At 69.9% G+C, this 14,089-nt stretch carries 13 protein-coding genes and 1 rRNA gene; 9 read left to right on the top strand and 5 right to left on the bottom strand.

All coding sequences use genetic code 11. From position 1 onward, the window contains the following. Positions 1-39 precede the first annotated feature (39 nt). Positions 40-1,584 carry an FAD-binding oxidoreductase gene (locus ACZ7L7_RS27835; protein ID WP_472077567.1) on the top strand — a complete coding sequence of 515 codons (1,545 nt, stop codon included), beginning with the start codon at positions 40-42 and terminating at the stop codon, positions 1,582-1,584. A 138-nt stretch (positions 1,585-1,722) separates the two neighbouring features. On the opposite strand, the gene ACZ7L7_RS27840 is transcribed toward ACZ7L7_RS27835, so the two are convergent. Both ACZ7L7_RS27840 and ACZ7L7_RS27845 read right to left on the bottom strand, forming a co-directional pair. Beyond that, positions 1,723-2,427, bottom strand: a complete 705-nt coding sequence (locus tag ACZ7L7_RS27840) for a phosphatase PAP2 family protein (RefSeq protein WP_453607908.1) — start codon at positions 2,425-2,427, stop codon at positions 1,723-1,725. A gap of 206 nt (positions 2,428-2,633) precedes the next feature. Then, a complete protein-coding gene (locus ACZ7L7_RS27845; RefSeq protein ID WP_285514930.1) occupies positions 2,634-3,656 on the bottom strand; it encodes a C40 family peptidase in 1,023 nt (340 codons plus the stop codon). Positions 3,657-3,832: 176 nt separating this feature from the next. On the opposite strand from ACZ7L7_RS27845, the gene ACZ7L7_RS27850 reads away from it, so the two are divergent. Continuing rightward, positions 3,833-4,195 (top strand): DUF1330 domain-containing protein, encoded by a 363-nt coding sequence (locus ACZ7L7_RS27850; RefSeq protein WP_285514931.1) that lies wholly within the window; start codon positions 3,833-3,835, stop codon positions 4,193-4,195. Between the two features lie 112 nt (positions 4,196-4,307). Here the strand turns inward: ACZ7L7_RS27850 and ACZ7L7_RS27855 are convergent, their stop codons facing one another. After that, complete coding sequence (locus tag ACZ7L7_RS27855) at positions 4,308-5,213, bottom strand: oxidoreductase (RefSeq protein ID WP_471432572.1); 906 nt, start codon at positions 5,211-5,213, stop codon at positions 4,308-4,310. Between the two features lie 99 nt (positions 5,214-5,312). Between ACZ7L7_RS27855 and ACZ7L7_RS27860 the strand changes: the two genes are divergently transcribed. The 7 genes from ACZ7L7_RS27860 (at position 5,313) to ACZ7L7_RS27890 (ending at position 13,382) form a co-directional block, all read left to right on the top strand. Continuing rightward, positions 5,313-5,906, top strand: coding sequence for a TetR/AcrR family transcriptional regulator (locus ACZ7L7_RS27860; protein WP_285514933.1), 594 nt, complete (start codon positions 5,313-5,315; stop codon positions 5,904-5,906). 405 nt (positions 5,907-6,311) lie between these two features. Then, complete coding sequence (locus ACZ7L7_RS27865) at positions 6,312-6,620, top strand: hypothetical protein (protein ID WP_003991275.1); 309 nt, start codon at positions 6,312-6,314, stop codon at positions 6,618-6,620. A 198-nt stretch (positions 6,621-6,818) separates the two neighbouring features. Further along, entirely contained in the window at positions 6,819-7,619 is an 801-nt protein-coding gene (locus ACZ7L7_RS27870; RefSeq protein ID WP_472077568.1) for a DUF8175 domain-containg protein, read from the top strand. Further along, a complete protein-coding gene (locus ACZ7L7_RS27875) occupies positions 7,609-8,940 on the top strand; it encodes a hypothetical protein (protein WP_472077569.1) in 1,332 nt (443 codons plus the stop codon). The genes ACZ7L7_RS27870 and ACZ7L7_RS27875 overlap by 11 nt, the downstream gene beginning before the upstream one ends. Beyond that, a complete protein-coding gene (locus tag ACZ7L7_RS27880; protein WP_285514936.1) occupies positions 8,937-10,496 on the top strand; it encodes an SCO6880 family protein in 1,560 nt (519 codons plus the stop codon). Before ACZ7L7_RS27875 ends, ACZ7L7_RS27880 begins: the two co-directional genes overlap by 4 nt. A gap of 9 nt (positions 10,497-10,505) precedes the next feature. Next, a complete protein-coding gene (locus tag ACZ7L7_RS27885) occupies positions 10,506-11,915 on the top strand; it encodes an ATP-binding protein (protein WP_453607901.1) in 1,410 nt (469 codons plus the stop codon). Between the two features lie 15 nt (positions 11,916-11,930). Beyond that, entirely contained in the window at positions 11,931-13,382 is a 1,452-nt protein-coding gene (locus ACZ7L7_RS27890; RefSeq protein WP_472077570.1) for a type IV secretory system conjugative DNA transfer family protein, read from the top strand. Here ACZ7L7_RS27890 and ACZ7L7_RS27895 read toward each other — a convergent pair. Together ACZ7L7_RS27895 and rrf are read right to left on the bottom strand one after the other, a co-directional pair. Next, complete coding sequence (locus tag ACZ7L7_RS27895) at positions 13,371-13,928, bottom strand: GNAT family N-acetyltransferase (protein ID WP_453607895.1); 558 nt, start codon at positions 13,926-13,928, stop codon at positions 13,371-13,373. The two genes, ACZ7L7_RS27890 and ACZ7L7_RS27895, sit on opposite strands and share 12 nt — an antisense overlap. Positions 13,929-13,998: 70 nt before the next feature. Next, positions 13,999-14,089 (bottom strand): 5S ribosomal RNA (gene rrf, locus ACZ7L7_RS27900); the annotation flags it as partial.

Below are 14,089 nucleotides of genomic sequence, written 5' to 3' on the forward strand. Positions count from 1 at the left end.
ACCACCCCGTCTCGTTCCACGTAACCCAGGGGAGGCGACATGGAACGGCGTACCTTCATCGCAGCCGGCGCAGCCGCACTCGCGAGCACCACCACCGCCGCCTGCACAGGCACCGACAGCAACACCAAGAGCAGCCCCACCCCCAACTCCACCCCCGCCGCCGCCACCTCCTCCCGCGCCCCCTCCTGGTCCGCCCTCGCCCAGGACCTCGACGGCACCCTCGTCCGCCCCGGCGACACGGCCTGGCCCAGCGCCCGCCAGCTCTACAACACCCGCTTCGACACCCTGAAACCGGCCGCCGTCGCCTACCCGGCCCACCCGGAGGACATCCGCACGGCCCTCGCCTACGCCCGCACGAACAGCATCCGCGTCGCGATCCGCAACGGCGGCCACTCCTACGCCGGCTGGTCCTCCGGCAACGACCGCCTGGTCATCGACGTCTCCGAGCTGAACCGCATCCGCACCGGCAACGGCACCGCGGTCATCGGCGCCGGCGCCAAACTCATCGACGTCTACCGCGCCCTGGCCGCCAAGGGCGTCACGATCCCGGCCGGCTCCTGCCCCACCGTCGGCGTCTCCGGCCTCACCCTCGGCGGCGGCCATGGCGTCGTCTCCAGGGCGTACGGCCTGACCTGCGACAGCCTGACCTCGGCGACCCTCATCACGGCCGACGGCAAGCAGCTCACCGCCGACGCCGGCCACCACAAGGACCTCTTCTGGGCCCTGCGCGGCGCGGGCAACGGCAACTTCGGCGTCGTCACGGAACTCCGCTTCAAGACCCACCCGGCGCCCCAGGCGGTGACGGCGTACATGTCCTGGCCGTGGTCGAGGGCGGCCGCCGTACTGAAGGCCTGGCAGGAATGGGGCCCCACCCAGCCGGACGAGATCTGGTCCTCGCTGCACCTCGCGAACGCCGCCGGCGGTACCCCCACCGTCTCGGTCGCCGCCTTCTCCCTCGGCACGTACGGCGAACTCCAGAACGCCGTCGACCGCCTGGCCGACCGCATCGGCGCCCCCGCCACCAGCGTCTCCCTGCGCCGCCGCTCCTACGAGGAGTCGATGGAGCTGTACGCGGGCTGCTCCTCCTTCGCCTCGGACGCCCAGTGCCACCTCCCCGGCAGCACCCCGGGCCGCTCCCCACAGGGCGCCCTGCAGCGCGAGACGTACGCGGCGAAGTCGGACTTCTTCGACCGCTCGATCTCCGACGCGGGCGTCCAGGCCCTGCTGGCGAAGATCAAGTCGGTCCGCGGCGGCTCCGGCAGCATCGCCCTCACGGCGCTCGGCGGCGCGGTGAACCGCGTGGACCCGACGGCGACGGCGTTCGTGCACCGCCGCTCGCGCATGCTGGCCCAGTACATCGCCGCGTGGCGGGCGGGCACGAGCGGCACGACGGCCCAGTCCTGGCTGACCGAGGCCCACACCGCGATGCGCCCGTACGCGTCGGGCGCGGCGTACCAGAACTACACGGACCCGACCCTGAAGAACTGGCGCACGGCGTACTACGGCGACGCGGCGAACCGGCTGACGCGTCTGAAGAGGGTGTACGACCCGAAGGGCTTCTTCAGGTACCCGCAGTCACTGTGACGAACCTGAACTCAGCCCCGGACCCGACCTCAGCCCCCGGACCCGAACTCAGCCCCGGACCCGAACACGGCACCCGACCCCGAACACAGCCCCGAGGCAGAACACAGCCCCCGGCCCCGGGCACGGCCCCCGCACCCCTCAGGCCGCCAGATCCCGCTCCTCGGCCCCCGAGCTCTCCTTGCGGGCGCCGGGAACGAACGCCTGCCCGTCCCGCGCCGCCTTCCGCGACCGGATCAGCCACGCGCCCCGCTGCGACCGCCCGATCGCCTTCATCAGCGGAGTGAGCAGCGCCGAGGCGACCGGCGAGAGGAGCAGGGTGACGGCCGTGCCGAGCGCGAACCCGCCGATGACGTCGGTCGGGTAGTGCACACCCATGTAGACCCGGCAGAAGCCTTCGAGGAGCCCGAGCAGGATTCCGAAGAGACCGAACTTGCGGTTGGCGACGAACAGTCCGACGCCCATGGCCATGGTGATCGTCGCGTGGTCGCTGACGAAGGAGAAGTCGGTCTTGCCGGAGACGAGGACTTCGAGTCCCTGATGGTCGAGGAACGGCCGGGGCCGTTCGACGAAGCCCCGGATCGGCACGTTCACGAGCACCGCGACGGCCGCGGCGAGCGGCGCCCACACCAGCGCGGCGACGGACGCGGGCGCGTCCTCCCCGCCCTTGCGGCGCACGGACAGCCAGCACCACAGGATGAGCGCGATCATGGCGAAGAGCAGGCCGTACTCGCCCACGTACTCCATGACTCGGTCGAACCACGGCGGTGCGTCCTTGGCCAGGCCATTGATGTCGTACAGCAGCTCGACGTCAGGGTTCGACCCGGATGCGGCGAGTCCAGCCATGATGCTGCGGCCCCTTCGTCGTCTCTCTCACGGCACGCCTGTTCACGCGCCCTTCCGCCACCCCCGTGGTTGTAGATCCGCGCTCGGCTACGACAACAGGAACGCACGGCCCCTGTTGATACGTTCCACACTCCACTGAATGATCACGCAGACGTTATCGAAGAGAGATACATCGCCGCAGCTCAGGGGGTGGGTTCACGCTGCGCTTACACCGAGGTGGGGAGCGCTTTCGCGCCATCTTCGGTGACCCGGGTGGCCCCGAAGTAGTCGGGGGTGTCGATCGGGTCGAACCGGATCACAGCACCTGTTCTCGGGGCGTCGATCATGTACCCGCCGCCGACATAAATCCCGACATGGCGGATGGCACGGGAGTTCGTGAGGTCGTCCGAGAAGAACACCAGGTCCCCCGGAAGCAGTTCGTCCCGCGCCGGATGGGGGCCCGCGTTGTACTGGTCGTTGGCGACCCGGGGGAGCGAAATCCCGACACTTTCGTACGCGGCCTTGGTCAGCCCCGAGCAGTCGAACCGCCCGCCGTCCTCGGCGGTGCCGTCACCGCCCCACAGATAGAGCGTGCCGAGCTTCTTCTGCGCGTAGGCGATGGCCCCGGCGGCCTGCTCGGAGGGATCGACGCGTCCGACGGGCGCGGCGAAGCTGGCCTCCAGGGTGGTGATGGTCTTCACGTAGTTCTGGGTCTCCCGGTACGGCGGCACGCCCCCGTACTTGATGACCGCGTACGCCCCGGCGTTGTAGGCGGCGAGCATGTTCTTGGTCGGGTCCCCGGGCACGTCCTCGACGTACTTGGCGAGTTCGCAGTCGTAGGAGGCGGCGGACGGAATGGCGTCCTGCGGGTCCCACACGTCCCGGTCCCCGTCCCCGTCCCCGTCGATGCCGTGGGTGGCCCAGGTGCCGGGGATGAACTGCGCTATCCCCTGCGCGGCGGCCGGACTCTGCGCCTTCGGATTGAACCCGCTCTCCTGGTAGAGCTGGGCGGCGAGCAGCGCGGGATTGATGGCCGGGCAGAGCCCGCCCCACTTCTGCACAAGATCCTGGTACGCGGCCGGCACGGCTCCCTTGGCGAGGTTCTTGGCCCCGCCCCCGACCCCGTTGGCGAGGTTCCCGGCGACGACGTAGACCCCGACGACGAGCAGCATCACAAAACTGAGCCCCGCCGCGACAGCGCCACCCGCCACGATCCACGCCTTACGCACCGTCAACCGCCCCTCACCCACCGGGATTCCGCCCGCGCCAGTCTAGGAGCTTCCCCCGTACAACAGACCGCAACCGGGCACCCGCGGCGAGGGCGCCATTACCTGACAGGTCATCGACCCCGTCGCCGCGCACTGCCACGATCGTGACCACAGGGATCCCGACCGCAGCGCCGCACCGCGACCGGAAAGGACGTCAGATGACCGCCTACGCCATAGCCCACCTCCGCGAGATCACCCCGCACCCCGAGATCGCCGACTACATCGAGCGCATCACCGCCACCTTCGAGCCCTACGGCGGCCGGTTCCTGGTGCACGGCGCGACCCGCGAGACGGTGGAGGGCGACTGGCCCGGCGACGTGGTGGTGATCGCCTTCCCCACCCTCACCGAGGCCCGCGAGTGGTGGACCTCCCCCGCCTACCAGGAGATCGCCCCACTCCGCTCCCGGCACATGGAGAGCGACATCATCCTGGTCGAGGGCGTCCCCGACGGCTACGACCCGACCACGACGGCCAAGGCGGTACGGGCCCTGTGCGAGGACGACGGCACGTCCGAGCGGTGAGGTTCGCAGTGCCAGGCCCTTCGGTGCCCGCCCGCTCGGCATCCGTGCCGGTCCGCCGGTAGTCGACCAGTGCCGCCATCACGCGCCGACGGCCGACAGCCAGGCGTCCGGTTCAGGCCGCATGCACCTCCAACGGCCAGCGCACCCCCGTGAGTTCCTCCGACACCGTCCACAGCCGCCGGGCCGCCACCGGATCGCTCGCCGCACGGGAGCGGCTCACCAGGGTGGGGTGGCCCCGCCACTCACCGAAGCCGTCGGGCCCGACATAGCTGGCGCCCGGCAGGTCCTGCGTGGCGGCGTACAGCGTCGGCAGCGCCCCCGCGCGGTCGGACTGGGCCACGAGGCGGTTGGAGATCCACATCCCCACCCGGGCCACCGGGCTGGCCGCGTGGCTCTGCAGGTTGGTCGCGGAGTACCCGGGGTGCGCGGCCAGGGCGCGGACCTCGGAGCCCGCCTCGGTGAGCCGGCGCTGCAGTTCCAGCGTGAACAGCAGGTTGGCGAGCTTGGACTGCCCGTACGCGCGGCGCGGGTCGTAGTCCGCGTCCATGTTCAGGTCGTCGAAGCGGATGGTGCCGTAGCCCCAGCGGTGGGCGGCCGAGGCGACCGTGACCACGCGGCCGGTGACGTGCGGCAGGAGCAGGTTCGTCAGGGCGAAGTGCCCGAGGTGGTTGGTGCCGAGCTGCATCTCGAAGCCGTCCTTGGTCCGCTGCGCCGGGACCATCATCACGCCCGCGTTGTTGATCAGCAGATCCAGCGGCCCCTGCCAGCCCGCGGCGAACTCCCGCACGGAGGCCAGATCGGCCAGGTCGAGACGGCGCACCTCGGTGCTGCCGGACACGGTCGCGGCGGCGGCCCGGCCGCGCTCGGGGTCCCGTACCGCGAAGACGACATGTGCCCCCGCGCGGGCCAGCGCGTCGGCGGCGGTGAGCCCGATGCCGCTGTTGGCACCCGTGACGACGGCCGTACGGCCGTGCAGGTCGGGCAGATGGGTCTCGTTCCACTTCTGCGTCTCGGTCATGCCCCCTGAATGTAGACGCCGCCAACAATGCTGTCAATGACAACAATGTAGACACCGCCAATAAAATTGACGGCGTCAACATCCCGCTACCATGAACCCATGCCCGAGAGCCGCCCCTACCACCACGGAGACCTGCGCTCCACCCTGCTCGCCAGCGCCGAGCGCACCCTGCGGACCAAGGGCGTCACCGCGCTCTCCCTGCGCGAACTGGCCCGCGAGGCCGGCGTCAGCCACGCCGCCCCCGGCCGCCACTTCAAGGACAAGCAGGCCCTGCTCAACGCCCTGGCCCTGGTCGGCTACGACCGCCTGGAGCAGGCCCTGAACGCCGCCGACGACCCCGCACTCCCCCTCGAACCCCGGCTCATCGCCCTGGCCCGCGCCTACCTCAGCTTCGCCCTCGACCACGCCGAGCTGCTGGAACTGATGTACGCGCGCAAGCACGACCCCGACGCCCACGAGCAGATGGCCGCCGCCGTCGACCGCACGGTCGGCTCACTGGAGCGGGTCGTGGCCGACGCCATGCACCGGGGCGAGATCATCGAGGCCGACCCCGCCCACCTCACCATCATCACGGGCGCCGGCGTGCACGGCCTCGCCTCGCTCGCGGCCGGCGGCATACTCGCCCCCGAGGAGGCCCTGGGCAGCATCGAGGAACTGGTCCACTACCTGCTGTACGGCATCAAGCCCCGCTGACCGCTCACACCGTGACGCCCGCTCAGAGGCCGGGCACGCCGAGGGCGTAGCCTTCACCCGGGGAACATCTCCCCGACCCGCCACCCGACCGGCCGTCAGAAACCGTACGAGCCGGGCAAGTAGGCGCAAGAGGGGTCAACGACGGAACCACACGACAGGTTCCGCTCCGACTTCGTTGCCCGGTGTAACCTGCCGTGATACACAGAGTGACGATACGACTCCGCGTACACCGCCCCGCGCGCCCCGAGGAGACCCCGCGCGCGACGGTGACAAGCTATTCATACGAAACCCGCCAATCAATGACGCCAAGTCGACATACGGCAGCGGCATTGTCGGCGACAATGATGCCTGACCTCTGCGCCACGACAGAGGAAGCGGAACTACCCAACAGGGGCGGTGACTTACATGCTCTTTGCGGCCGACAAGGGAGACATCAACACCATCATCGGCGGGATCGCTCCGGACTGGGGCCCCTTCGGCAGCCTGGGCAACGAGGCCAAGGTGATGATCGAGGTGGTGATGGCGGTCGCCATCCTGCTCTGCCTCGGCATCGCCATCTGGGGTGCCGCCAAGCAGCGCATCGGAGCCACCGCACTGCGCGACACGTTCAGCGCGGAACAGGGCAAGGGCCTCATCATCGCGGGCCTGACCGGCGTCTTCATCATCGGTTCGCTCGGCACGCTGTTCACCATCGTGTACGGCATGGCCGTGTAGCCGCGCCCACCCGTCCCCTCCGGGCACGCCCGGTCCGGTACCCCGTCCTTCCCACCCGCCCGTCGTGCCCACCGGCTGAGGTTGCGTTTCCCTGATGTCGAGTCACCACACCGCGCCCGCGCGGGAACCAGCACGGCTACCGTCGTACTCCAACGGCTATCACGGCTTCCGGTGCGACGGTGAGGGGGCGTACCCGGTATGAGTCTCGGCGACGACCGCGAATCCTCCGGCGGCTACGGAGGCACGGGCCACACCCGCACCCGACTCCCGGAGAACGAAACCGACCCCTACGCCCCGCCGCGCCGCACCTCCTCCCGGAGCCTGGTGACGGTGGTGGGCGTCGTCGTCCTCCTCATCGCCGCGATCGCGTTCGCGAACCGTGGAGGAGACGATTCCCCTTCCGAGGACGCCCCCGAGAACAAGCCGAAGGCCGCGCCGACGGCCGCGACGGGCACCCAGCCCGTGAAGTCGGGCTTCGCCCGGGACGAGCAGGGGGCGCAGAGTGCGGCGGCGAATTATGCGGTGGCGCTGGGCTCGACCGGGATGTTCAACAAAGACAGTCGGCACGCCATCGTCGAGAGTATCTATACGCCCAGCGCGGCGGCCAAGCTTCAGGGAGCCCTGGACAAGGCCTACTCGGCGGAGTTCCTCGGCAAGATGGGACTGGACGCGAACGGCAAGGCCCCTGAGGGCAACACCTTCGTGTCGCGCACGGTTCCGGTAGGCACGACAGTCGAGCAGTTCAGCGACAGCAACGCCAAGGTGTCGGTCTGGTACGTGGGCCTCATCGGCATGTCGGGTGAGGCATCGACCGATCCCGTGAGACCCACATGGAAGACCTGGACCTTCGATCTGCAGTGGGACAGCGGGGACTGGAAGATCAGCGCGGACACCCAAGAGGACGGCCCCGCGCCGGTACCCGGCGACGACAGGGCGGCGAGCTCTGAAGAGATCAGCAAGGCCATCGAGGAGTACGGAGGGTTCACGTATGCCCGATAGCCCGCGCCGCACACTCAGGCTCGTCAGCCTCCTGGCCGCCGTACCGACTACCACTGTGCTCCTGACAGGCCGCGCTTTCGCTGCTCCCACGCCTACGCCAACCCCGAGCAACGACCCCTGCGACCTGCTCATCGGCCCTGCCAAGAAGTACTGCGAAAGCGACAAGGGCGGCAGCGGCGGAGGCGGCACCACCGGTGACGTCCTCCCCTCCACCCTCGACCCCCTCTCCTCCCTGGCAAAAGGCTGCGCCGACGCCGCCGCATGGACCGTCGACAAGCTCAGTGAGGCGGTCAAGGACACCGCGAACGTCGACTTCACGAACCCCAAGTTCCTCCAGCAGTACGCGGTCGTGTTCGCGGCGTCGACCGTGCTCACCCTCCTCCTCTGGCTGCTGGCCGTGGCCAAGCGGGCCGTGAGAGGCGTACCGCTCACCACCGCCCTCAGCGAAGCGATCGGCTTCCTCTGGCTGACGGTGCTCGCGTCGGCGTTCACCCCGCTGATCCTGTACACGGTGGTCTCCGCGACCGACGGCATCTCCGAGGTGCTGGCCACGACGACCGGCGACCAGACAGACACCTTCTTCGGCACCTTCTCCGGCGCCCTGGAGAAGGGCGAGGACATCGGCGGCGGACCGATCATGCTGATCGTCGTCTCCCTGGTGTCCATCCTCGCCGCCGGAGTCCTCTGGCTGGAGCTGGTCATCCGCGCCGCCCTGCTCTACGTCGGCGCCCTCCTCGGCACCGTCGTCTACGCGGGCCTGGTCGACAAGAACCTGTGGGGACACGTCCGCCGCTGGGCCGGAATCATGATCGCCGTCATCCTGGTCAAGCCGGTCATCGTGATCGTGCTGGGCCTGGCCGGCGCCCTGTCCGCCGACGACGGACCCGACGCCTTCTCCGCCGTCGTCTCCGGCCTCGCCATCATCCTGCTCGCCATCTTCGCCTCGGCGATGATCTACCGCTTCGTCCCCGGCTTCGGCGACGAGATCGCGAACTCCCGCAACAACCGCATCATGCAGGGCGCCGAGGGCAAGGCCGCGGCCGTCATCAGCTCCCCGGCGACCCTCGTCGCCCAGGGCATCAAGACCCACAGCTCGCGGGCCGACAACAACGGCGGCCAGAGCTCGGCCACCCCCCGCCCCGCCAACCAGGCGGCCGGCGGAGTCGCCGCGCACAGCTCCCGTACCGCGAACGGAGGCGGCGGATCTGTCCCCTCCGCCGCACCCGTACCCCGCTCCGGCAGCAGCACCGCGGTCAACACCCCGCACGCCAGCAACACCCGCAACAGCAGTACCAACCGCACGGGAGGTGAAGGGCGTTGACGACCGAGTCCCACCTGTCCCATCCGGTCACGCCCCGCCGTACATATCTGATCGGCCGCGCCCGGCCGAACGCGATTGTCGGCCGGAATCGTGAGACCGGCGAGATCGCGCTGATCATCGGCGGCGCGTTCCTCGGCATGATGTGCGGGCTCCTCGTTCCCTTCCTGGCCCTGCGCATCGTGCTGCTGATGGGCTTCCCACTGCTCGCGCTGGCCGCCGTCTACGTGCCGTACAAGCGCCGCACGTTCTACAAGTGGTTCGAGATCAACCGCAGCTACAAGCGCACCCTGCGGGCCGGCACCGTCTACCGCTCGGCGGCGATGGAGGCGGGCACCCGGATCGACGGACGCGAGGTCGAGATCGGCCCGCCCCCCGGCATCGGCCGGATCACCTGGCTCGCCGCGCCCTTCGGCCCCGACGAGATCGCCGTACTGCTGCACGCCGACCGCAAGACCGTCACCGCCGCCATCGAGATCGAGGGCCCCGGCGTCGGTCTGCGCGACTCCGAGGACCAGGAAGCCCTCGTCGACCGCTTCGGCACCCTGCTCAAGCACGTGGCCAACGGCGACGGCTTCGTCACCCGCCTGCAGATGCTCGCCCGCACCCTCCCCGCCGACCCCGACGCCCACGCCAAGGACGTCGCCGTACGCGGGGACGACAAGGCGCTGCCCTGGCTCCAGCAGTCGTACGACCAGTTGCAGTCGATGGTGTCGACCAGCAGCGAGCAGCACCGCGCCTACCTCGTCGCCTGTATGCACTACACGCGCGAACTGGCCGCCGAGGCCCACGCCATGGCCCGCGCCGCGCGCCCGCAGCAGGGCCGGAAGATCGACAAGGACGCCGGGCTCGCCGTCGTCATGGCCCGTGAGCTGACCGACATCTGCTCACGGCTCCAGGAGGCCGACATCCGCGTACGGCAGCCGCTCGGTCAGGGGCGGCTGGCTTCGCTGATCCACTCCATGTACGACCCGGACCACCCCATCGACCACATCCAGGCGATGACGAAACGTAATGCCTGGCCCGCCGAGCTCGACGCCATGGAGCCCACCTACCTCCAGGCCAAGACCCGCGAATCCTCCACCCGGGCCCCCTGGTGCCACGCCACGGCCTGGATCAAGGAGTGGCCGATGACCCCGGTCGGCGTGAACTTCCTCGCGCCGCTGCTCGTGCACACCCCGGACGTCATCCGCACGGTCGCCGTCACGATGGACCTCGAACCCACCGAGATCGCCATCGAGCGCATGCTCACCGAGAAGACCAACGACGAGGCCGAGGCGTCCCGCGCCGCCAAGATGAACCGCACCGTCGACCCCCGTGACATCGCCGCCCACAACCGCCTCGACCAGCGCGGCGAGGACCTGGCGAGCGGCGCCGCGGGCGTCAACCTCGTCGGCTACATCACCGTCTCCTCCCGTTCCCCCGAGTCCCTGGCCCGCGACAAGCGCACCATCCGGGCCTCGGCCGGCAAGTCGTACCTGAAGCTGGAGTGGTGCGACCGCGAGCACCACCGCGCCTTCGTGAACACACTCCCGTTCGCCACCGGCATTCGAAGGTAGGGCCGCCGCATGCGGGATCCGCTGTCCATCCTCACCGACGCCTTCACCTCCTTCCTCTTCGGCAAGGTGGAGACGACCCGGCCGCCGGTACGCACCTCCACCGGGCAGGCCCAGGCCGTCTACCTCCCGACCGCCGCGCCCGGCCTCGGCGACTCGGGCGTGATCATCGGCCGCGAGGTGTACTCCGGGAAGGGCTACATCTACGACCCCTTCCAGCTGTACGGCCAGCAGTTGCCCGCCCCGCACTGGCTCGTCCTCGGCGAGTCCGGCAACGGCAAGTCGGCGCTGGAGAAGACATACGTCCTGCGCCAGCTGCGCTTCCGCGACCGGCAGGTCGTCGTCCTGGACGCGCAGGGCGAGGACGGGGTCGGCGAATGGAACCTGATCGCGCAGGAGCTGGGGATAACTCCCATCCGGCTGGACCCGATGGCCGCCCTGGACCACGGCATCCGGCTCAACCCCCTGGACCCGGCGATCACCACCACCGGGCAGCTCGCGCTGCTGCGCACCATCATCGAGGTCGCCATGGGCCATGGCCTCGACGAGCGTTCCGGCTTCGCGCTCAAGGTCGCGCACGCCTACGTCAACGAGACCATCGTCGAACGCCAGCCGGTCCTCACCGACATCGTCGAGCAACTCCGGCACCCCGAGCCGGAGTCCGCGGAGGCGATGAACGTCGCCATAGACGATGTACGGGCCTGGGGCCTGGACGTCGCCCTGGTGCTGGACCGGCTGGTCGACGGCGACCTGCGCGGCATGTTCGACGGCCCGACCACGGTCGGCATCGACCTGGACGCCCCGCTGATCGTCTTCGACCTGTCCCACATCGACCGCAACTCCATCGCCATGCCCATCCTCATGGCGATCGTCGGCGTGTGGCTGGAGCACACCTGGATCCGCCCCGACCGGAAGAAGCGCATCTTCCTGGTCGAGGAGGCCTGGCACATCATCAACAGCCCCTTCGTGGCCCAGCTCTTCCAGCGCCTGCTGAAGTTCGGCCGACGCCTGGGCCTGTCCTTCGTGGCGGTGGTCCACCACCTGTCCGACGTCGTCGACGGCGCGGCGGCCAAGGAGGCGGCGGCCATCCTGAAGATGGCCTCCACCAGGACCATTTATGCCCAGAAGGCGGACGAGGCGAGGGCGACGGGACGGGTGCTCGGCCTGCCCAGGTGGGCGGTGGAGATCATCCCCTCGCTCACCCCGGGTATCGCCGTCTGGGACGTCAACGGCAATGTCCAGGTGGTCAAACACCTGGTCACCGAGACCGAACGCCCGCTGGTCTTCACCGACCGCGCGATGACCGAGTCCTCCAGCGAGATCACCGACGACGCCCTGCGCGCCGCCGAGCTGGAGGCCGAGGAGCGGGCGGCGGCCTTCGTGGAACAACACCTCGGCGACTCCGAGTCGACGGTGGCATAAGGGGGAGGGCGGCAAGTGCGCGCGGACGACCGGCGGCGGGAGACTACGGGCGGCATCCCCGACGGGCTGCTGGTCGGCATACTCGCCTTCCTCCTCGGCATGACCCTGATGGTGTGGACGGCGACCGGCCTGGCCGGCCTCCTCGCCCACGGCTCCTGGCCGACCGGCGTCACCTTCACCCGCACACCCCTGGCCATGCGCCACCTCTTCGGCGCCGCCCACGACCTCCCCGGCGCCTGGCCGGACACCCCCGCGGCGGAACTTTCCGGGTACGGCCTGTTCTGGGGCCTGTTCATCGGCCAGCTGATGGTCCTGATCGTGCTCGCGGTGTTCGTGATGGGCACTCTGGCCCGCTGGCGGGCGGTACGGGCCCGGCGCCGCGAGGAGAAGCGCCTGGCGGCCCAGAACCCCGAACCGCAGCCCGAGCCCCCCGTCACCCACGAGGTACCGACCCCTCGCCCCGCGGAACCAGTCACCCACAGACCGGTGCAGGAGCCCCCAAGACCCGCGCCCCTCGAACCGGCGAACACGTGGGAACCCACCCGCTCCCCCGTCGTCTACGGCTCCAAGGACACCCGCCACACCACCGCCGCCCAGGCCGTACGTGACGCCGACGGCCCCGCCCTCGTCATCACCTCCAACCCGGCCGTCTGGCAGGACACCAAGGACGCCCGCGCCAAACTGGGCCCGGTCCACCTCTACGACCCCACCCACCTGTGCGACACCCCGTCCCGCCTCCACTGGTCACCCACAGCGGGCTGCGAGGACAAGCAGACAGCGGCGGCCAGAGCAGCGGCCCTGCTGGCCCCCGTCCGCCCCACCGCGAAGATGGACCAGGCGGTGGCCGACGTCGCGGAAACGCTCCTCCGCAGCGCCCTGCACGCCGCCGCGATAGACGGCCGCACCATCCGCCACGTCCACCGCTGGTCCCAGGGCACCCAACTCCAGGACGCGGTCCGCATTCTCCGTACGAGCCCCAAGGCCGCGCCCGGTGCCGCGGGCGAGTTGGAGGCGGCGCTCACCGCCCACCCCGAACGCCGGGACATGGCCCAGCAGTTGACCACCCGAGCGCTGTCCGCCCTCTTCACGGTCAACATCCGGGAGTCCTGCACTCCAAACCGAACTGATGCGCTTGCCTTGGATTCCTTCGTCAACGAAGGGGGCACGCTTTATGTAGTGGGGGAATCCATCGAGGACCCGCGCACCAACCCGGGCGCGATGCCCCTACTCACGGCACTCGCCGCAAGCGTGGTCGAGCGCGGCCGGCGCATGGCCGAACGGTCATCCTCCGGTCGCCTCGACCCACCACTCACCCTCGTCCTGGACGATGTCGCCGCCGTGGCCCCGCTCCCCCAACTCCCGGAACTCCTCGCCACCGGCGCCGACCGCGGCCTGCCCACCCTGGCTCTGCTCCGCTCCCGGGAACAGGCCCGCGCCCGCTGGCCGCACGACGAACTACCGGTCTAGCCGGGCCCGTTCGAGAGCGAACTCCAGCTCCAAGTCGTCCGGCGCGTGCGGCAACGGCACGGTGACACCGGTCGGCTCGAACCCCACCTTGCGGTACAGCCGCTGGGCGCGCCCGTTCTCCTCGTGCACGATGAGCCGCACCCGCTCGGCACCCTGCGCCCAGGCCCACTCAAGACCGGCGTCGAAGAGCACCTCGGTCAGCCCGATCCCACGGTGCGTCGGCTGTACGAACACCCCGACCAGGTGCCCCTGACGCCGCTCGACGGGCATACCGGCCCAGTCCTCGGTGCCGGCCTCCTCCATGAGCACGGTCAGCGTCCCGACCCACTCCCCGTCCGGCCCCTCGGCGATGATCTGCTGCGCGTCGGAAGCTCCCTCGGCGGCACGCGTGACCCGGTCCTGCCAGAAGGAGTCGGGCTGGGCCAGGGCGTTCTCGTACGTCTCCAGGAAGGCGAGGTGAGCCACCGGGTCCTGGAGGGCGGCCAGCCGCAGGGCCTTGGCCTGGGGCCACTCGTGGGACTGAATGGAACGCACTTTGTAGCTCATGCGGCAACGGTAGCGGAACGCAGAAAACCCCCGTACCGAATAAACGGTACGGGGGTTTTCATCAATAATTGTTCGGCGGCGTCCTACTCTCCCACAGGGTCCCCCCTGCAGTACCATCGGCGCTGTGAGGCTTAGCTTCCGGGTTCGGAATGTAACCGGGC

This window comes from Streptomyces sp. NPDC110618, assembly GCF_055657065.1.